This window comes from Haloferax sp. Atlit-12N (assembly GCF_003383095.1).
Taxonomy (GTDB): domain Archaea; phylum Halobacteriota; class Halobacteria; order Halobacteriales; family Haloferacaceae; genus Haloferax.
The window spans coordinates 40,099-54,591 of record NZ_PSYW01000006.1 but is presented as its reverse complement, the minus strand read 5'-3'; the positions used below and the strand labels follow the sequence as shown (position 1 = coordinate 54,591).

Below are 14,493 nucleotides of genomic sequence, written 5' to 3'. Positions count from 1 at the left end.
GCGTCGACGACGGTGGGTCCTTGACGAACCGGCGTTTGGCCTCTTGCATCAGGTCGACCAGTTTGTGATATGGGAGGCCCTCGGGCGGGACCTGCTGTTGGATCCACTCACACGCTGGGTGGTCGGGTTCGGGGCCACCCCAGCGGAAGCGACGGCCGGCCAGCGGCTGTTCGCGATAGCCGCGCATCCGCGCCTGAAGGACGAGCTGGTTGAGGTGCTGGCGCGCCGTCTTGAACGCCCAGCCGGGGTTGAGGTCGAATCGGGCGGCCATGTCCTCGGCGATTGAGTAGATGTCCCACGGCTCACTCCCGACGGCGTCGAGCCAGAAGTCCCGGTAGTCGCGCTTGCGGATAGGGTCGTGGTCGTCAGGGGTCGCCGGCGGCGACAGCGCGAACTCGAGGCGGACGACGTCGACGATGTTGTCTCGGACGAGGTCGGGCATGTACTGCGACCGTGCGAACTCCGGTTGCTCGTTGACGTAGCGCCCGAACCGTGCCTTCTGGTCGGCCGCTGTCTCGGAGCCGTCGCTGACGAGGCGAGCGGCGATGTGGAAGGCAAGCGGCGTCATGGGGTCAGTTGGAGGTGGCGTCCGCGAACGTGTCCGGTCGGAGTGCTTTGTCGTCGACGTAGACGTCTCCCGAGCCTTTGTCGCACCGAAGCCCGTGCCAGCGGACGCCCCACTCGGTGAGGTGTGCGGCGAGGCGAGCCGCCTCGCTCCAAGGGCGCGCCGTCCAGACGATGACCGTGCACCCAGCGAAGTAGCACTCGTTGACCGCGTCGACGACGTCGTCGTCCGGGTCGGGTCTTTCTCCTTCCCAGTATGCGACGTCTCCTTCGGTGAGTGTGTTGTCGAAGTCGACGAGGACGCGGTCGCCGGCGTCCACCTGGGCACCGTGGTCGTCGACCAGCTCGTTGTCGGTCATGCCTTGAAGTCCTCGCCGAGGTCCTCGATGATCTCTTGGGTCGCTTCGTCGAGGCCGACGTCGTGTTCGATCTCGCCGTCGTGGTTGATGTTGAGTTCGTCCGCAACGAGCACGTCGACTTTCTGGTCTTGCCGTGTGGCCATCTCGCGGCGGGCCGACTGTCGCTTCTGGAGGTCGGGCTGATCACGGCGGAGACCGACCATCTCGGTCGTGTAGGCGGCCGTTCCGTCGATGCTTCGCTTGGGGTACGGGTTCCCTGGCATGACGTGTGTCCGCTCGTCGTCGAGGAAGCGGACGATGACGTCTCGGTCGGTCGCCCACTCGGGGCGGTCGTCGTCGCCCGGCTCGACGAACTCCCACGCTGGGTATGGCATTGGCGACTCCCGGTCGGTGTCGACGTAGTCCATCTTGGGGACGACGCGCCGGACGGGCTCGTCCTCGACGGCGAGTTCCTCGAGGTCGTGACGCGCGTCCTGGTAGAGGCGCTCGTAGCGCTCGGCAGACTGGAGCCGGACGTCGGCGTGCTTCTTCTCGATCTGCTCGATGATCGCTTCTTTTGGCTTGTCGTTGAGGTAGTCGCGGATCGTCGACTTGGTGTAGTCGCCGATTCCCTCTTCCTCGAAGCGGTCTCGAATCTCCGCTGGCGAGAGATTGTCGAGATGGTGCCACTTGAGGGCAAGTGTAACTCTGCGTTCGCGGGTGGACATGAAAGTGAAAACGTCGTATGGTGTCGGATGAACGTATGTAGTTTAAATACGGTACAGCGAAGCTCGAGGAGACATCGTCGCCAGCGGGAGAGTGTATGTCAGAAACGGCTAGACGTCGCGGTCTGTGAGGCCGAGTTCGAGGGCGCACATGACGCAGACGGGCTGGCCATCATCGGACTCGTACGCGGCGTTCCAGAGCCCATCCCCGACGCAGTCGGCGTCTACCTGCGCAGAACACGTGAATGCCATTTTGAATTCACCGTCGCAAGAGCGACTCGATATCGCGCGTTGTCTGGGTTGACGCGGCGTTTGCGATGTCGTCGATGTGGTCGGTTGTGAGGAGATTGTCGGGGAGCGCGTCTGTCTCGTCTGAATTCGAGTTGAATTCAGTGTCGTCTGGGAGGCCATCGGCGTCGACGCGTTCGAGGACGTCGCAGACGCGGTCGACGAACTCGGTGACCGTCTCGTTGTCTTCGTCCCAGAAGCTTCGGAAGCGCTCGCCGACGTCGTCGTCGACGGTGAGGCTGGTGCGCCCGGTCATCGCGTGTGTCGCTCCGCTTGGTTCTTGCACACGGGGCAGAGGCCGCCACCTCCAGACCCACACTCATCGCAGTCCGGCCAGCGGTCGCCGTGGTCTGTGCATGGGTCTTCGTCGACCGCTCCTCGTTTCCGGAGGCGGTGTTCGAAGAGGACGGCGGCTTTGAGCATCCCAGTCGCGAACGCGCGGCCGGTTGGAGAGTCCTCGATGCGGGCGACGCGGCGAGAGATCTCTTCGGCGGCCGCGTCGAAGTCCGCGTCGGTGAGCTGATATTCAGTACTCTCGGGGTTTTTGCTCATGATACTCCTGTGCCGCTTCGAGGTCGTCGAGTTCATCGTCCGCCCAGTAGCCGATGTGCTCGGCTTCCGCTCGATTGACGACGGTTGGGAACGCGGTGATGATCTCGTTGGAGTCGCTCGAGACGACGACTGCGAACTCGACGCCTGCGATCTCTTTCTCGAAGCGCCACATGCCGCGGTTGACTTTGCGAGCTGCCCCGGATTCGATACATTCGCGTAGGAGGTCCGCGTCGACGTGACGGTTCGGGCCTTTCGAGAGGCCTTTGGCGTGCTGAATCACGTGGCGAGTCGGCTCGTATGCCGTAAACTCGGCTGGAGGAGGCTCGACAGCCATGAATGCACGTGAATTCAGAACAGCGCCAGCGGCGCAGGGTCATCCTCGTCAAATGCGACGTCGTCGAACGCCGCTTCGAGGAGTGACCGAACGCGTGCTTCGATTGCTTTGTCGACGGCCCCGTGCTGGGTGGGCGACGATGCGCAGACTGCCTCGTGCATCCCGACTCCAGGTCGGAACTTCGTCTCCGAGTGGCAGTGCGGACAGCGCGGCACGTGGTGGTTGAGCATCCACGCGCTCCAGTAGCCTTTTTCAGCAAGGCGCTCGGCCGTCGCGAGCCAGACGAACGTGTCGAGTTCGTCGGTGGCCGCTCGCTTGAGCCGCCGGATCGCGAGGGACGCCGCCCGTGTGAGCGACGCTGTCTCCGTGCCGTCGCGGACCTCGCGTTGGACGCGTCGGAAGTAGCTGGTGAGTGCCGTCGTCGACGAACGATGCTCGCCGTGGGTGAGCGCGCCCTCACGCGCTGCCGTCCAGTGGACGCCCCACGGGTCCGAAACGACCTCGCGACCGGTCGTTCCGTCTGGGAGGTACTGTATCTCCCCGAGTTCAGCGCCGCTGCTCGGGTCGAATTGGCAAGTTCCTTTCATAGGATAGACGCAGGGCTGCTCGGACTCCGTCATCGGCGCCTCCCGCAAAGCGCCTCAGTCGGCCGGGTGCCCTTACTTGATATTTATACGTTACTGCACGCCCTTAAGCGAGATAGATATGCGTCAGTATGACGGATATTCAGGGAGGGCTGACCAGTCTGTGTTGCTGCCGGCGGGCGTCGGTCGGATCAGGCATCGAATTGACTAACCCCCTCTCACGAAGCGTGTTGACACCACGATCAACGGAGCTTCGCGAAAGCTTTGTCTGGTCGATTAGTTCAGCTGTGGAGAGCGCCCCGTTGATCGCGAGTTGAAGCCACACGAGTTTACTCGCGACGTCGGAGTCCGACAGCTCGTCGGGGACTGTGAGTTCTGTCTCTCGTCGAGGAGAACGATTTGACGATCCCTCTTTGAATTCTCCGAGGACACAGAACCCACACGGGTAGCAGAACCGCTTTTGAGCCTCTTTTCGGGTTGCTTCTTTCGATTTCGTGGCTGAGAGTCGGGTACAGTCGCGGTCTTCGTGGTACGCGCCCTGTGATCCCGCTCGCCAGACCGTGTCGTTCGGGTCTCCGCCATCTCGTGCAATGCGTTCCTTGCGCTCTTGGTGGGATAGGTCCGTCATGCGTTCATTGAACCTCGTTCGATAACTCTCGTTCGCGCTTGTCGAGCGCGTCTTTGATCGCCTGCCGTTCGCCGTCATGGAGTGCTCGCTCGACCGCTCGGAACGCCCGGACCTTGGTGATCGTCTCCAGGCCGCGGATGCGAGCGAGGGCGAGCATCCCCGACGCTCCGTCGCCGGCGTCCGGCTCCAGCGGCTCCGCGAGAAACCGCGCCGGGTCTTCGCCGATGTCTGCTTTGAGGTCGGGGAAACACGGTCGCTCTTCGAGGTTGGCTGACTGCCATTCGGTCGGCATCGGCTCACAGCACCCCTTTGACCTGGACGCGCGTTCCATCCGTGTCGATGATGCGGTCGTTGTCCTCGACGCGGATGAGCATTCGACAGCGGTTCGTGGTGACGCGACGCGAACCCCGGATGCGGCAGGGCTCGGGGTCTCCTCCTGGAGGGGTGTACGTCCCGATCTTGCCGGCGATGCCGAGATCGTCGACCAGCTCGTCATCGCTGGAGCCGTCGCTGTCGGTTGGGGTCTCATCGCTCACCATGGTCCGTCTTCACCCCCGTCTGAAGCCGCCGGTTGGCCGCCCGAACTGGCCTCGTCTGGCGAACTCACAAAGTCGTCCATCGTCGTCGGCGCCGACGAAGAGAGGAGCCCGCTGTCGGTATTGTCGCGGTAGTCGATGATGTCGTCCCAGAGGTCGAACTCTGTCTCACCGAGGACGCGAAGGTTGACCTGCAGGGCGGCTGGCGAGGTCTCGCCATCGAATCCCACGCCCGTGGTCGTCTGTGAAGCCGAGCGCATCAGCTCACGCGTCGTCTTCCGCGACGTCTCGTTGTCGAAGACTTGCTCACGAATCTCTGTGGCGGTGACCCTGATCTTCCCCGCGTCAGTCGATGCGGCACGCCGGCCGGCAGCTAATTTGAGCCGCCTGACACGGTCGTCAGAGCTGAGGTGCTCAACCGGACGCCGGCACTCTTTCGGAACGCCAGGACACAGGCGTTCAGCTTTCTCTGGCTGCACCCACAGGTGCGGGACGTTCGGATGCGGTTCGACGTCGAGCCGCTCGATCACGTCTTGGCGGTAGTCGCGAATCGACTTCTCCGAGTGGACATTCGCGATGTTCCGGATGGCGCGTTCAAGTTCGTCGTCGACGAACTCCTCCCCAAGCTCGTTGCAAATCGCGATGACGCAGCGCTGGTGCTTCCCCATCGAGACGCTGTCGTCGTCGCTGTCTTCAGCCACCTGCTCAAGCATCTTCTCGGCGTCGTCGAGGACGCGGTCGAGCCGGCGCTCCAGGCGGGCGGCGCGACCACCGTCGCGGTACGTCTGGATCGCGCGGGCGAATGTGACCCCGTACGACTGGTCGCTTTTCTTCGCCGCGGCGCGGAAGTCGTCCTTCACATCAGGGTCGACGCGGACCGTAACCCGGGTCGTCGGGACGCCGTTGAACTGAGAATTTTTTTCTTCGCTGCCGCCATCGGAGGAGCGACCTGCCGCCTTGACGAGTCGGTCGACACGCTCTTCGACACCGGCGTAGCCGTCGGTGTCCGCATACTCTCGCATCGCGGCCTCCGCCTCACGGCCGAGATAGCCCTCGATACTGCCGAACTCGTTTTCGACGTGTTCGACGAACCGTTCCCACTCGGCTTCCGGGACTCGCCAGTCGAGGAGAGTCCGGTCACGCATCGGCTTCACCCCCACGAACACCCTCACAGCAGTCTGATGTGAGTCGGTGTTCTCCACACCCACCACTCACATCAGTCTGATGTGAGGCAGGGGAGGGGGTCGGTGGTTCCTCCGGAACCGACCCCCTCGTGGTTGATTGGTGATTCTGGGACTTCGAGGTGGTGAGGCGGCTGTTCGGCTTCTCGCGGGTTACCCCGTCGTACTCTCGCGGGGCGCGTCGAGAAGAAAAAAATTCTCTCTCGGGAGAACAGCGGTTCGAGTCGGTCGTCGTGGTCGTCGTGGTCTCGTGTTGCATCGAGGTAGCGGTGGTCTGTGTTGCTTCGTGAGCGATGCTGGTCGAGACGCTCGTCGAAGCCACCGGCGTCGCCATCGAACCGCACGTGAGAAAGCCACGGCTCTTCGATGGGGCAAACGTTAAGACGGAACCACGAGAAGAGACAGGTGTCAACTTCCTTCTGGTGGACCGTCCCCGGTGGCCGCGAGGTCGCCGGGGATGTCCCCGGACCTCACGTCCGATGAGCGTCAGCGTTGCATATCCGGTTTCTTCTCTGTCGTGGGTCTTATAGTTTGGCCGATTGTCTGACGCCGGCGTTCGATTTTCACTCATCGTAACCCCTCCAGCGAGCACGGACAACGCTCGTGAGAAATCCGTACGTCGAAATGACGAGCATCCCGGAGGGTTTGTGGAGCCGGGCAGCGCTGTCGTCGCCGGGGACGTCCCACGGCTCGCCGTCGAGCCATGCTGCGCGGACTGAGAACTCTTCCCACTCCGGCGGGCAGCGTTCGTCCCATCGCCGCTGGGCGTGCGACCGGCCACCTGACTCGAGGCGCGCGACGACCTGACCGTCTTGAGACGCCCACGCGTTCGCGGGGCTGTTGGTACTCGGCTGCACGGACATGTCACCAAGTTACCCCCAGGTGAGCGGTGACCACGACAGCTGAGCACAGCAGCACCCACCAGACGACAGAGCGTTCGAGGGTCATCGGATCTGACCCCCCATGAACCACTGCTCGCCACTCGGGTCAGCCGGCGGCTCGAAGTCGGTGTCTCGAGCGTGATTCTGAATCCACGACCGGACAGTCCCCTCTGCGCGAGGGAGGACCCGAGCGTGCCGGCGCTCCGAGTAGCCCCACTCCGAAGCAGTTCGGAGCGTCCGGGCGAGTCGAACGATCCCCTCGTGCCGGAGGTGACTCCAGGGGACGTTCTTTCGCGTGAGCCACCGCCGCAGACTCCCTTTGGTGATCCCGAGACGCGGGGCAACGTCACCTACGGTGAGCGTTCCGTAAGCCGCACAGCGCTCGATGATCTCCATCCGGTCGCCTTTCTCTGGCATCGTCTGCAGCGAATCGAGATGGACGTACTGCGGGTTGGTCCAGCGCGTGGGCGTGGTCTCTTCCACGCGCCACGAGCCGAGCGTACCGAGCATGTCCGTCATGATGTTCGCGCCTGCAGCAGGGGCGTGCTCGACGCCGTCGATCTTCGTCGGACGGAACGTCGCGGCCGTCTTCGGGATGTCGTCGAGCCCGTCGACGACGGCTTCGAGGAACTCGATGGGCGTCGTCTTCCGGTACTCGAACGGGAGGAGATGCGGGAGCAAGCGGTGCTCGTCGCACCACGCCTGTATCGACACGTCTCCGTTCGCGTTCGCGACGTGCGCCCAGTCGCTGGCCTCGGTCGACATCAGAGGTACCTCCAGAGCGCGTCGAGACGCTCGTCGACATCACTGTGGAAGTCCGACGCCCCTGGGTTCGTCAGCCCGAGGTCGTTGAGCAGCTGTTGGGTGCTCTTGTACCGGTTCCCAGCGATGCGCTGGTGGACGTCCATGATGGTGTCCTGCCGTTCGACCGCGTTGAGGACCTCCTCGAGCGACCGCGGCGTGCTGGCGTCCTCGACGATTGCTTCCGGATCTCGGGCAACGAACGCAGGGGACGGCTCGTGATCCATCGGCGCCGGCTCTTCATCCGGGTGCCTCCGACCGTGATGAATCGGGAGACTCTGGAACGGGCCTTCCAAGCAGATGCCACACCAGACTTCGTCATCCTCGTCTTCATCAGCGTCTGCGTCGTCGACAGCGGGCTCGTCCTGGTCGGCCTCGTCGTCGACGACCGGGCCGAACCCGACCTCGCCCGACGCGGGCGTGACGACCGACTTCGTGTTGGAATCGACATCGCGTGGCTCTGGCTCAAGCGAGTTCCCGAGCGTCCACTCTTCGTCACTCGACAGCGTTGGGGCGGTCTCATCGCCTTCCGCCGTGAATGCAAACGTGAATTCATGTTGGGTGGGTTCCGCGAGGCCGTCTTCCCAACTGTCGCTCAGCGAGTGCGTGTGAGTAGTACGAGCGAGATGGCCCAGCGGCCCGAGGTCGGTCTCGAACCCCTGGTTGTGGAGTTTGTCGACCGCGGCCGCAACAGCCTCGAACGACGCGCGCCGAAGGACGGTATCGTCGATCTGGTTGATCGCCGTGATCTTGGCGACGCCCTCGTCGGCTGTCTCGAGGACTGCGACCTCGACGTCGTCGACGGCGACTTGGACGCGAAGTTCGCGCCCGCCGTCGTCGAGGAGATCCTCATGGTAGCGCGTGACGGTCGTCTCCGTGAACTCGACGTTCGCTGCCGCCATCTCACCGCACCTCCTCAAGCGGGACCATGTCTCCTGGCCCAGTCGAGATCCACGACTTGGTCTGCATGCACTTGTTGTGGCGGTAGTGGTCGATGTCTGCGGGTCGGCCGTGGATGAACACGCCACAGCCGATGTCTATCCCACCGAGATGTGGCTGTGTGACTGGCGATTCGAGTGCGTGATCGACGATCGCTTCGAGGCGAGTACGTGGGGAGTGGTTAGCTCTCGCGCTTGCCACGTTCTCGTCGACGCTCATCGGCGCACCTCCGAGATCGTCGTCTGCGGCGGTTCGTCGACGCTACAGAACGGGAGGATCTCTTCTTTCAGCCACCGAGCGAAGAACTCGGGGTTGTCAGCGTTGAACTCTGCGACGTAGCCAGACTGCGCGACCGTTCCGCGAACGAACTGGTCGTCGAAGAGGTAGCTGTAGCCGAACTGGGTGTACTGACCGGAGCCCGCGCCGAAATGGGCGTCTCGGTGGAACATCGTCCCCGACTTCGCCTGCCCGTCATCGTCGTCATCGTCGAGGTCGTGCTTGTAGCCGATCTGCCAGCAGTTCCCGTCCTGGTCGTCGACGTGCTTCGCGAAGGCCGTGACGTCGAGCTCACATCGGAGGATGTTGGCGTTCCAAACGCCCATCAGCGTCTCGAAAAGCCAATCGCCGTTCGACGAATCGACGCCGACCCAGCCGGCGGCAGGGTCGCAGATGAAGTCGGTGACGTTGACTTCTCGCCCCTCCACGCGCTCGGTGTGGATACCGCGCTCGTCGATGTGGACGTCGGTTTCTTGGGTGTCGATGCGGCCGGCGGCCGTCCCGAAGTGGACGGACTCACCGTCGAGGTAGGTTCGCTCTTCGACATCGATAGCAGGGTAGCTGCCATCGAGGTTCGACGGGACTTTCTGCCGGTCCTCGGAGACGCCGCTGGTCGCGAGGCCGATGATTACGCGCCGCATCAGTCGAACACCTCCTCCGGGTCGAGACCGGCGTCACGCAGGTGCGATTCGTCAATCTCGGCGAGTTTCTCCAGCATCTTCTCGTGGGCGCGTTCTTCGTAGTCGTCTTCGTCCTCGAAGTCAACGTATCCGAGACTCACCATCGTCTTCGTCCACGTCTCGTTCGTTTCGAGGTTCCGCATCTGGTGCACGGTCTGCTCGTTCTTCGAAGACGGCCGCTGCTGGTTCTCGTAGATTGACACGCCTCCTTCTCGGTCTGGGTTCTTTTCGCTCTCGACGACGAGGTAGAAGTGCTTCCGCATCAGCCCTGCACCTCCTCACGGTCGCGAACGAGTTCGTCGAGCGGGGGTAGGTCAACGCCCAACTCGGTGAGTCGGCCGTGGAGCGCACCGAGGATGGCGTGCTCCCACTCGTGGGTTTCGTCGCGGTCGCAGTAGAGTTCCTGTTCGTCAGGCTTCAGCACCGCGAGCGCAGCGCCGTCCAGGACGACCAGACACGAACCCGCTGGCCAGTTGATCGCGCACTCGTCGGGGAACTGGTCGCCGTGCGTCCGAACGACATCGGTCCGCTGCTCGCCGGAGCCGTTGAGGTAGAAGTCCCACTCGTGACCTTCATCGTCGAACGAGTCCTGCCGGACCGTCGCGAGCTCGGACAGCGGCGTTCCGTGAGCAGCCGGCAGTTGCGTCGCGAGGATGAACGTCGACGGGGCGTTCTCGATGAACGACTCAACCGACATCAGTCGCGAACCTCCATTGGGTGCTCGCAGGTCATCCACGCGCCGTCGTGGCCCTCGAGCATGAGGTCGCCCTCGCTGGTCGGGAGCATCACGTCCTCCTCCTCGAGGCGCTCGAAGTCGAAGTCGGACGCGCTCATGGCAGGGCCTCCCACTTCTTCGCGATGGAGTCGAGGTCTGCTGACAGCGTCTTGAGGTCCTCGGCGTCGAGGCTCGACGAGTGTTTGCGGACGACCTCATTGAGGTCCTCGCGCGCTTCATCGAGGCTCATTCGCGGACCTCCTGAAGCCCCTTGTCGACCATGTCTTCGATGTTGCAGTACTCATCTTCGAAGTACGCGAACACGTCCTCGGGGAGTTCGTCTTCGTAGTTTCCGAGCTCCCACGCGCCGTCTCGAATCTTTTCGAGCGCTTGCTCAACACCGCGGCTCATCGGTCGGCCCTCCAGATGGCCCGGTCGCGGGTGTCGATCTCTTTGACGAGTGCTTTGAACTGCCGTTCGAGTTCGTCGTCCGACAGCAGCGACAGCTCGTCGACGAGCCGGGATCGCGTCTCCGTGATATAGTCGATGTCGCTATACGGAATCTGCTGAACGTCGACCGGGCCGTTGAGCGCGTAGCCGGTGAAGCGCCCCGCGGTCGCCGTCTCGATCACGCGGCAGAGCTTCCCGTCGTCAAGTCGGACGTCGTCGCCCGGCTCGATGAGTGCCCGCATGGCTCGGGCTTTGACTTGCGAGCGTGCGCGCTTCGAGATGTTCTCGGCGGCGTCTGCGTCGACGCTCTGCATCGACTGCCCGGTCGCAGGTGGTGCTTCGCCGTCGACGTCGTACCCGCTGCCGTCAGCGACGAGGTCGTACTCGGGGGAAACCTCAACCGACTCTCGAACGACACGGTACGTCTCTTCGACGTCCATGTCGCATTCGTGGCACGTGCCAGTGACGTAGAGTGAGCCTTTGTTCAGATCCCAGCGGTGGGTCTCCTCAACGACCTTGGATTCGGGGTGCTGACACCCGCCGTCGGTGACGAGCACGTGCTCGTCGTCGACGTTCGGTCGACGCTCACCCATCCGCTCCCACTCGTGGTGGACTGCGTCAGTCACGGCCTCGTTGGGTGTCCGAAGACAGTCCCCGCAGAGAAGCGCCTCACCCGGCTCTTGACCCCAACTGGTTGCACCGCAGTTCGGGCACTCGGGGTAATGGACGTCGACACGCTGTTCGAGCGTGTGTGAAATGCTGGCGGCGCGGTCGTGGAGCGCGTTGTAGAGATCGGCGTCATGGGGGTTGTCCACGAGCATGTGCCAGCACTCGGCCCACTCGTCGCGAAGCGCGTCGAGGTGCATCGTCTTCGTCGCTGGGCGGGATTTGATGTCGCCAGAGGTCACACCCCCGTCGGTGACCATCTGACCGGTCCCGCACTCGTCGCAGTAGACGCCCGTACCTTCGATGATCTCTTCGGGGAGCACGGCCCCGCACTCCGAGCACGTGTTCCCACCGTCGGTGATGAGCCGTTCGCCAGACGGGGAGAGACCCAGGTCTTCAGGGTCGGCTTCGTCGAGTCGGTCGGCCATGGTCTCGCCGGTCGAACCGCCGCCCCAGTTCTCTGCGCACCGATTGCACAGTTCCGTGTGAGGCCGCTTTTCGACTGTCGTTTGCTGCCACTCTGAGGGGCCGTCGACGTTCAGTCGGCACTTCGGCTTCGTTGGGTCGTCGGCCGATGGCAGGTGATGTGTTTTGATTCCACGCTTCCCGTTCGGCTTGACGAGGATGATGTTCTGACCACCGTCGGTTGCGAGCCGCTCGCCCGTGTCGACGCCGTGGTCGAAGTCGATGAACTCGGCTTCGTCGGCGACGATGCGGTCGTCGGTGTCGACGGGGCCGCGGACTTCGAGATCGTCGCCAATCTCGACATCTGTCGGAGAGACGGCCGTCTCGAACGCCCCGAGGATGACCGAACACGTGTCGCTGCCATCGTCGAGGATGATGTGGCCCGTGTCGTCGGCGTCCATCACGACCGTGCCGGCGAAGGTCTCGAAGTGTTCCGTGTCGGCGTCGGCCGCGCCCTCGTCCTCGTCCTCGTGCCCGCCGTCGGCGACGACTTCGCGAGTCGTGCCTTCGTAGACAGTCTCCCAGTCGCCTTCGTTGAGGTCCTCGAGGAGCTGGTCGACGCTGCGCGAGCGGCTGGTGTTGGTCGCGTCGACGGCGATCAGTTCGACCGTGTCGTCTTCGTCGGTCGAGATGACCTCGTACCACGAGCCCGTGCCAGACTTGACCGTCGTGTTGAGGACGTCGTCAGGCGTGAGCGTCGAGTCACTCATGCTCGCCTCCGTCAATCAGGTCGATTTTGGGTAGGCACTGGTCGATGACGTTCCGAATGTGACCGCATTCCTTGACGAAGTCTTGGAACTCATCACTGTCCATCGGTTCCGGGAGCGTAAGGACCATCCGTCGCTCCCAGTACGTCTCGGTGATTCCTTCTTCGTCGTCGAGTTCGAGCTGTTGCCACTCGGTGTCTCTCTCCCCGAGGAACAGACAGACCCCGTGAGTCTCGCTGAAACCCACGGTTGCCAGTCCTGCCAGTTCTGAATCACTCATCAGCACTCGCCCCCGTCGGTCGCGAGCGCCCGGCCAGTGTTCGAGTCGATGAGGTCGGTGACGGTCTCGGCGCGCTCGTCGTCGGTGACGAGCTTCGAGAACGCCCAGTCGAGGTGTCCGAAAACGACCTGGAGGCCGTCGTCGGTCAGCTCGTACTGGTTGGTCCGCTTGTCGAGTTCGCTCTTTTTTACGAAGCCCCGTTCGACGAGGTCGTCGAGGTTGGGGTAGAGCCGGCCGTGGTTGACGTCCTCGCCGTAGTACGTCTCCAGCTCACGCTTGATGGCGAGCCCGTACATGGGCTCTTCGGCCAGAATGACGAGGATGTTGTTCTGGAACGCGGTGAGGTCCGCGGCGGCGGTCGTGTTTCGGCGTGCAGTACTCCGGTTCGTGCCGGTTGATTTATCCGGCGAATCGTCTTTTGTAGACATGGCTTTCCACGCTAGCCTGGTAACTAGCGAACCAGTCCTCGTAGAGAGGGCCTGGTAGTCGTGTGGAAGCCAATCCCGCAAGCCGGGTGCCCTTACACCCGGCTTTTCTACACCTGAGCGGTGCGTGTCGCGGTCTCGGCTTCTATGTCAACCCACAATCCAATCCCACTAATAACTTTCTACCCGTTGGGAATCTCTCATTACCCAATGTATAACGGGTGTTACCCAGAGAATAATATTGTAGACCTGTTGGGTAAGAGTATATTCCAGTTCGATGGGAATATCACAACGACAGTCAATGAACACTGCATGCGCAAGCGGGGAGAGTGGATGAGCCGAGTTGACGACCGCATCCTCGAAGCGATTCGTCAGGATGGAAACCTGACTCCACTGGCGGTCTCTCGTGAAGGCCTTGTCCCCCGCGTTGATATCGGCCGTAAATATGCCGGCGTCCGCTGCAGGAAGCTGACCGAATATGGTCTGCTTAACCGCGTCGACAAGGGCCTCTATGGAATCACCGAACTCGGCGAGCAGTTCCTCGACGAGGAACTCGACACGGAGACACTCGAGAAGAAAGAGATCGAATTTTCTGACTGACTTCATTCTCACTCGACCAGCTCCACGCGGGAGTAGTTGATTAGCTCGCCAGTCTTCTTGTCACGCACTGCGTAGTGTTCAGGATCGACGTCGTCGTCGTTGGCCGATGCCCGCGAGCAGGACCGGCACCAGATATGCGAGTTCGTCGGAGCCCACGACGCGTGGCCGTTGGGGCAGACGTATCGCATGCGGTCGGTGAACTGGCTCCGGTCGATACGCACGAGTGGCCCGGCGTCCTTGACGGCGGACCCATCGCACACCAGAGGGGGCTTCGCGGACATGGCAACTCAACGTGACGTGATGGGGGTTAAAAACGGATTTTGTGACCCGGAGTGAAAGTGAAATGTCGAATTGTGCAGACAGAAGCGTCAGACGAGCGGCGGACGGCCACGAGAGCGGTTAGCAGGCGGGTGAAAGTGGTCTTAACCAACACCCGACCGGAGGCGCACGGTTTTAACCAACGCAAAAAGAGGGCCTTCGTCAGTCTTGTTGGAACTGTCGAATCCAGTACCGGCTCGTGACGTAGCGCTGCGAGCACCCTGGTTCGTGTGGGAGTTCCTCGATGCCGGGCGACCGCTCGCGAGTTAGAGGAAGCTGTGCTCCACACTCGCTGCACCGGAGGGCCTTGGGCTCACGCATCCGGAGCCCGTCGTTCGAGATGGACGTCTCCGAGCGGACGATCTCGAAATAGGTGTCGAGGTCCGAAAACGACCGGGGCATCATTCGTCACCCCACGGGAGCCACGTCGACTCCGTCAACTTTGAATCGACGAGCAGCGCAAGCGCGGCGACGACGGCCAGACCCAGCGCGACTTCGGTTGCATCGGCGTACCATGTGACGGCTGCGAGTGCCCCCACTCCAGCCCCTCCGCGCCGAAG

General features: G+C 62.8%; 29 protein-coding genes. 1 reads left to right on the top strand and 28 read right to left on the bottom strand.

Annotation, left to right across the window (positions count from 1 at the left end; all coding sequences use genetic code 11):
• The 25 genes from C5B90_RS19345 to C5B90_RS19250 all read right to left on the bottom strand — a co-directional run.
• Nucleotides 1-568: hypothetical protein (locus C5B90_RS19345; protein ID WP_115883563.1), on the bottom strand; the 568-nt coding region annotated here is incomplete at its 3' end.
• A gap of 4 nt (nt 569-572) precedes the next feature.
• On the bottom strand, nt 573-923 hold the full coding sequence (locus C5B90_RS19340; RefSeq protein ID WP_115883562.1) for a capsular biosynthesis protein: 351 nt from the start codon (nt 921-923) through the stop codon (nt 573-575).
• A complete protein-coding gene (locus tag C5B90_RS19335; protein WP_115883561.1) occupies nt 920-1,630 on the bottom strand; it encodes a hypothetical protein in 711 nt (236 codons plus the stop codon). The genes C5B90_RS19340 and C5B90_RS19335 overlap by 4 nt, the downstream gene beginning before the upstream one ends.
• Nucleotides 1,631-1,738: 108 nt before the next feature.
• Nucleotides 1,739-1,879 (bottom strand): hypothetical protein, encoded by a 141-nt coding sequence (locus tag C5B90_RS20640; protein WP_158547242.1) that lies wholly within the window; start codon nt 1,877-1,879, stop codon nt 1,739-1,741.
• Nucleotides 1,880-1,886: 7 nt separating this feature from the next.
• Nucleotides 1,887-2,171, bottom strand: coding sequence for a hypothetical protein (locus tag C5B90_RS19330; protein ID WP_115821657.1), 285 nt, complete (start codon nt 2,169-2,171; stop codon nt 1,887-1,889).
• Nucleotides 2,168-2,467, bottom strand: coding sequence for a hypothetical protein (locus tag C5B90_RS19325; RefSeq protein WP_115821656.1), 300 nt, complete (start codon nt 2,465-2,467; stop codon nt 2,168-2,170). The genes C5B90_RS19330 and C5B90_RS19325 overlap by 4 nt, the downstream gene beginning before the upstream one ends.
• Nucleotides 2,442-2,801, bottom strand: coding sequence for a hypothetical protein (locus C5B90_RS19320; RefSeq protein WP_115883560.1), 360 nt, complete (start codon nt 2,799-2,801; stop codon nt 2,442-2,444). The genes C5B90_RS19325 and C5B90_RS19320 overlap by 26 nt, the downstream gene beginning before the upstream one ends.
• Nucleotides 2,802-2,815: 14 nt before the next feature.
• Nucleotides 2,816-3,421 carry a hypothetical protein gene (locus C5B90_RS19315; RefSeq protein ID WP_233512142.1) on the bottom strand — a complete coding sequence of 202 codons (606 nt, stop codon included), beginning with the start codon at nt 3,419-3,421 and terminating at the stop codon, nt 2,816-2,818.
• A gap of 106 nt (nt 3,422-3,527) precedes the next feature.
• A complete protein-coding gene (locus C5B90_RS19310) occupies nt 3,528-4,013 on the bottom strand; it encodes a helix-turn-helix domain-containing protein (protein WP_115821653.1) in 486 nt (161 codons plus the stop codon).
• A 4-nt stretch (nt 4,014-4,017) separates the two neighbouring features.
• Nucleotides 4,018-4,305 carry a hypothetical protein gene (locus tag C5B90_RS19305; RefSeq protein WP_115821652.1) on the bottom strand — a complete coding sequence of 96 codons (288 nt, stop codon included), beginning with the start codon at nt 4,303-4,305 and terminating at the stop codon, nt 4,018-4,020.
• Nucleotides 4,306-4,309: 4 nt separating this feature from the next.
• Nucleotides 4,310-4,552: a hypothetical protein gene (locus tag C5B90_RS19300; RefSeq protein WP_115883559.1), complete on the bottom strand. Its 243-nt coding sequence runs from the start codon at nt 4,550-4,552 to the stop codon at nt 4,310-4,312.
• The gene (locus C5B90_RS19295; RefSeq protein ID WP_115883558.1) at nt 4,546-5,694 is read right to left on the bottom strand and encodes a hypothetical protein; all 1,149 of its coding nucleotides are present in this window, start codon (nt 5,692-5,694) and stop codon (nt 4,546-4,548) included. Before C5B90_RS19295 ends, C5B90_RS19300 begins: the two co-directional genes overlap by 7 nt.
• Before the next feature lie 71 nt (nt 5,695-5,765).
• Nucleotides 5,766-6,074, bottom strand: a complete 309-nt coding sequence (locus C5B90_RS20450; RefSeq protein ID WP_148708256.1) for a hypothetical protein — start codon at nt 6,072-6,074, stop codon at nt 5,766-5,768.
• A 600-nt stretch (nt 6,075-6,674) separates the two neighbouring features.
• Entirely contained in the window at nt 6,675-7,376 is a 702-nt protein-coding gene (locus C5B90_RS19285) for a hypothetical protein (RefSeq protein WP_115883556.1), read from the bottom strand.
• Nucleotides 7,376-8,314, bottom strand: a complete 939-nt coding sequence (locus C5B90_RS19280; protein WP_115883555.1) for a hypothetical protein — start codon at nt 8,312-8,314, stop codon at nt 7,376-7,378. The genes C5B90_RS19285 and C5B90_RS19280 overlap by 1 nt, the downstream gene beginning before the upstream one ends.
• A 1-nt stretch (nt 8,315) precedes the next feature.
• The gene (locus C5B90_RS20445) at nt 8,316-8,570 is read right to left on the bottom strand and encodes a hypothetical protein (RefSeq protein WP_148708255.1); all 255 of its coding nucleotides are present in this window, start codon (nt 8,568-8,570) and stop codon (nt 8,316-8,318) included.
• Nucleotides 8,567-9,268 carry a hypothetical protein gene (locus C5B90_RS19275; protein ID WP_115883554.1) on the bottom strand — a complete coding sequence of 234 codons (702 nt, stop codon included), beginning with the start codon at nt 9,266-9,268 and terminating at the stop codon, nt 8,567-8,569. The genes C5B90_RS20445 and C5B90_RS19275 overlap by 4 nt, the downstream gene beginning before the upstream one ends.
• Entirely contained in the window at nt 9,268-9,570 is a 303-nt protein-coding gene (locus tag C5B90_RS19270; RefSeq protein WP_115883553.1) for a hypothetical protein, read from the bottom strand. Before C5B90_RS19270 ends, C5B90_RS19275 begins: the two co-directional genes overlap by 1 nt.
• Nucleotides 9,570-10,004 carry a hypothetical protein gene (locus C5B90_RS19265; RefSeq protein ID WP_115883552.1) on the bottom strand — a complete coding sequence of 145 codons (435 nt, stop codon included), beginning with the start codon at nt 10,002-10,004 and terminating at the stop codon, nt 9,570-9,572. Before C5B90_RS19265 ends, C5B90_RS19270 begins: the two co-directional genes overlap by 1 nt.
• The gene (locus C5B90_RS20635; RefSeq protein WP_158547241.1) at nt 10,004-10,141 is read right to left on the bottom strand and encodes a hypothetical protein; all 138 of its coding nucleotides are present in this window, start codon (nt 10,139-10,141) and stop codon (nt 10,004-10,006) included. Before C5B90_RS20635 ends, C5B90_RS19265 begins: the two co-directional genes overlap by 1 nt.
• A complete protein-coding gene (locus tag C5B90_RS21250; RefSeq protein WP_255566849.1) occupies nt 10,138-10,272 on the bottom strand; it encodes a hypothetical protein in 135 nt (44 codons plus the stop codon). Before C5B90_RS21250 ends, C5B90_RS20635 begins: the two co-directional genes overlap by 4 nt.
• Nucleotides 10,269-10,433: a hypothetical protein gene (locus tag C5B90_RS20630; RefSeq protein WP_158547240.1), complete on the bottom strand. Its 165-nt coding sequence runs from the start codon at nt 10,431-10,433 to the stop codon at nt 10,269-10,271. Before C5B90_RS20630 ends, C5B90_RS21250 begins: the two co-directional genes overlap by 4 nt.
• Nucleotides 10,430-12,313, bottom strand: a complete 1,884-nt coding sequence (locus tag C5B90_RS19260) for a hypothetical protein (RefSeq protein ID WP_115883551.1) — start codon at nt 12,311-12,313, stop codon at nt 10,430-10,432. Before C5B90_RS19260 ends, C5B90_RS20630 begins: the two co-directional genes overlap by 4 nt.
• Nucleotides 12,306-12,590 (bottom strand): hypothetical protein, encoded by a 285-nt coding sequence (locus C5B90_RS19255; protein ID WP_148708254.1) that lies wholly within the window; start codon nt 12,588-12,590, stop codon nt 12,306-12,308. Before C5B90_RS19255 ends, C5B90_RS19260 begins: the two co-directional genes overlap by 8 nt.
• Complete coding sequence (locus C5B90_RS19250) at nt 12,590-13,018, bottom strand: PadR family transcriptional regulator (RefSeq protein WP_115883549.1); 429 nt, start codon at nt 13,016-13,018, stop codon at nt 12,590-12,592. The genes C5B90_RS19255 and C5B90_RS19250 overlap by 1 nt, the downstream gene beginning before the upstream one ends.
• Before the next feature lie 207 nt (nt 13,019-13,225).
• Here C5B90_RS19250 and C5B90_RS19245 point away from each other — a divergent pair, with 207 nt between their 5' ends.
• Nucleotides 13,226-13,615, top strand: a complete 390-nt coding sequence (locus C5B90_RS19245) for a PhiH1 repressor (protein ID WP_233512141.1) — start codon at nt 13,226-13,228, stop codon at nt 13,613-13,615.
• 8 nt (nt 13,616-13,623) lie between these two features.
• Here the strand turns inward: C5B90_RS19245 and C5B90_RS19240 are convergent, their stop codons facing one another.
• The 3 genes from C5B90_RS19240 to C5B90_RS19230 all read right to left on the bottom strand — a co-directional run bounded on the left by C5B90_RS19240 (nt 13,624) and on the right by C5B90_RS19230 (nt 14,472).
• Nucleotides 13,624-13,896 carry a hypothetical protein gene (locus C5B90_RS19240; RefSeq protein WP_199517565.1) on the bottom strand — a complete coding sequence of 91 codons (273 nt, stop codon included), beginning with the start codon at nt 13,894-13,896 and terminating at the stop codon, nt 13,624-13,626.
• A 199-nt stretch (nt 13,897-14,095) separates the two neighbouring features.
• Nucleotides 14,096-14,338: a hypothetical protein gene (locus C5B90_RS19235; RefSeq protein ID WP_233512140.1), complete on the bottom strand. Its 243-nt coding sequence runs from the start codon at nt 14,336-14,338 to the stop codon at nt 14,096-14,098.
• Nucleotides 14,335-14,472: a hypothetical protein gene (locus C5B90_RS19230; protein WP_233512138.1), complete on the bottom strand. Its 138-nt coding sequence runs from the start codon at nt 14,470-14,472 to the stop codon at nt 14,335-14,337. Before C5B90_RS19230 ends, C5B90_RS19235 begins: the two co-directional genes overlap by 4 nt.
• Between the last annotated feature and the right edge of the window lie 21 nt (nt 14,473-14,493).

Excerpts from the sequence above, each read along its gene's own strand:
- C5B90_RS19255 (WP_148708254.1), bottom strand. The coding sequence starts at position 12,590 with ATGAGTGATTCAGAACTGGCAGGACTGGCAACCGTGGGTTTCAGCGAG.
- C5B90_RS19265 (WP_115883552.1), bottom strand. The coding sequence starts at position 10,004 with ATGTCGGTTGAGTCGTTCATCGAGAACGCCCCGTCGACGTTCATCCTC.
- C5B90_RS19305 (WP_115821652.1), bottom strand. The coding sequence starts at position 4,305 with ATGCCGACCGAATGGCAGTCAGCCAACCTCGAAGAGCGACCGTGTTTC.
- C5B90_RS19275 (WP_115883554.1), bottom strand. The coding sequence starts at position 9,268 with ATGCGGCGCGTAATCATCGGCCTCGCGACCAGCGGCGTCTCCGAGGAC.
- C5B90_RS19240 (WP_199517565.1), bottom strand. The coding sequence starts at position 13,896 with ATGTCCGCGAAGCCCCCTCTGGTGTGCGATGGGTCCGCCGTCAAGGAC.
- C5B90_RS20445 (WP_148708255.1), bottom strand. The coding sequence starts at position 8,570 with ATGAGCGTCGACGAGAACGTGGCAAGCGCGAGAGCTAACCACTCCCCA.
- C5B90_RS19315 (WP_233512142.1), bottom strand. The coding sequence starts at position 3,421 with ATGACGGAGTCCGAGCAGCCCTGCGTCTATCCTATGAAAGGAACTTGC.
- C5B90_RS19270 (WP_115883553.1), bottom strand. The coding sequence starts at position 9,570 with ATGCGGAAGCACTTCTACCTCGTCGTCGAGAGCGAAAAGAACCCAGAC.
- C5B90_RS19335 (WP_115883561.1), bottom strand. The coding sequence starts at position 1,630 with ATGTCCACCCGCGAACGCAGAGTTACACTTGCCCTCAAGTGGCACCAT.
- C5B90_RS19260 (WP_115883551.1), bottom strand. The coding sequence starts at position 12,313 with ATGAGTGACTCGACGCTCACGCCTGACGACGTCCTCAACACGACGGTC.
- C5B90_RS19245 (WP_233512141.1), top strand. The coding sequence starts at position 13,226 with ATGTATAACGGGTGTTACCCAGAGAATAATATTGTAGACCTGTTGGGT.
- C5B90_RS19285 (WP_115883556.1), bottom strand. The coding sequence starts at position 7,376 with ATGTCGACCGAGGCCAGCGACTGGGCGCACGTCGCGAACGCGAACGGA.
- C5B90_RS19235 (WP_233512140.1), bottom strand. The coding sequence starts at position 14,338 with ATGATGCCCCGGTCGTTTTCGGACCTCGACACCTATTTCGAGATCGTC.
- C5B90_RS19280 (WP_115883555.1), bottom strand. The coding sequence starts at position 8,314 with ATGGCGGCAGCGAACGTCGAGTTCACGGAGACGACCGTCACGCGCTAC.
- C5B90_RS19310 (WP_115821653.1), bottom strand. The coding sequence starts at position 4,013 with ATGACGGACCTATCCCACCAAGAGCGCAAGGAACGCATTGCACGAGAT.
- C5B90_RS20640 (WP_158547242.1), bottom strand. The coding sequence starts at position 1,879 with ATGGCATTCACGTGTTCTGCGCAGGTAGACGCCGACTGCGTCGGGGAT.
- C5B90_RS19325 (WP_115821656.1), bottom strand. The coding sequence starts at position 2,467 with ATGAGCAAAAACCCCGAGAGTACTGAATATCAGCTCACCGACGCGGAC.
- C5B90_RS19340 (WP_115883562.1), bottom strand. The coding sequence starts at position 923 with ATGACCGACAACGAGCTGGTCGACGACCACGGTGCCCAGGTGGACGCC.
- C5B90_RS19320 (WP_115883560.1), bottom strand. The coding sequence starts at position 2,801 with ATGGCTGTCGAGCCTCCTCCAGCCGAGTTTACGGCATACGAGCCGACT.
- C5B90_RS20630 (WP_158547240.1), bottom strand. The coding sequence starts at position 10,433 with ATGAGCCGCGGTGTTGAGCAAGCGCTCGAAAAGATTCGAGACGGCGCG.
- C5B90_RS19295 (WP_115883558.1), bottom strand. The coding sequence starts at position 5,694 with ATGCGTGACCGGACTCTCCTCGACTGGCGAGTCCCGGAAGCCGAGTGG.
- C5B90_RS20635 (WP_158547241.1), bottom strand. The coding sequence starts at position 10,141 with ATGAGCGCGTCCGACTTCGACTTCGAGCGCCTCGAGGAGGAGGACGTG.
- C5B90_RS19250 (WP_115883549.1), bottom strand. The coding sequence starts at position 13,018 with ATGTCTACAAAAGACGATTCGCCGGATAAATCAACCGGCACGAACCGG.
- C5B90_RS19330 (WP_115821657.1), bottom strand. The coding sequence starts at position 2,171 with ATGACCGGGCGCACCAGCCTCACCGTCGACGACGACGTCGGCGAGCGC.
- C5B90_RS19300 (WP_115883559.1), bottom strand. The coding sequence starts at position 4,552 with ATGGTGAGCGATGAGACCCCAACCGACAGCGACGGCTCCAGCGATGAC.
- C5B90_RS21250 (WP_255566849.1), bottom strand. The coding sequence starts at position 10,272 with ATGAGCCTCGATGAAGCGCGCGAGGACCTCAATGAGGTCGTCCGCAAA.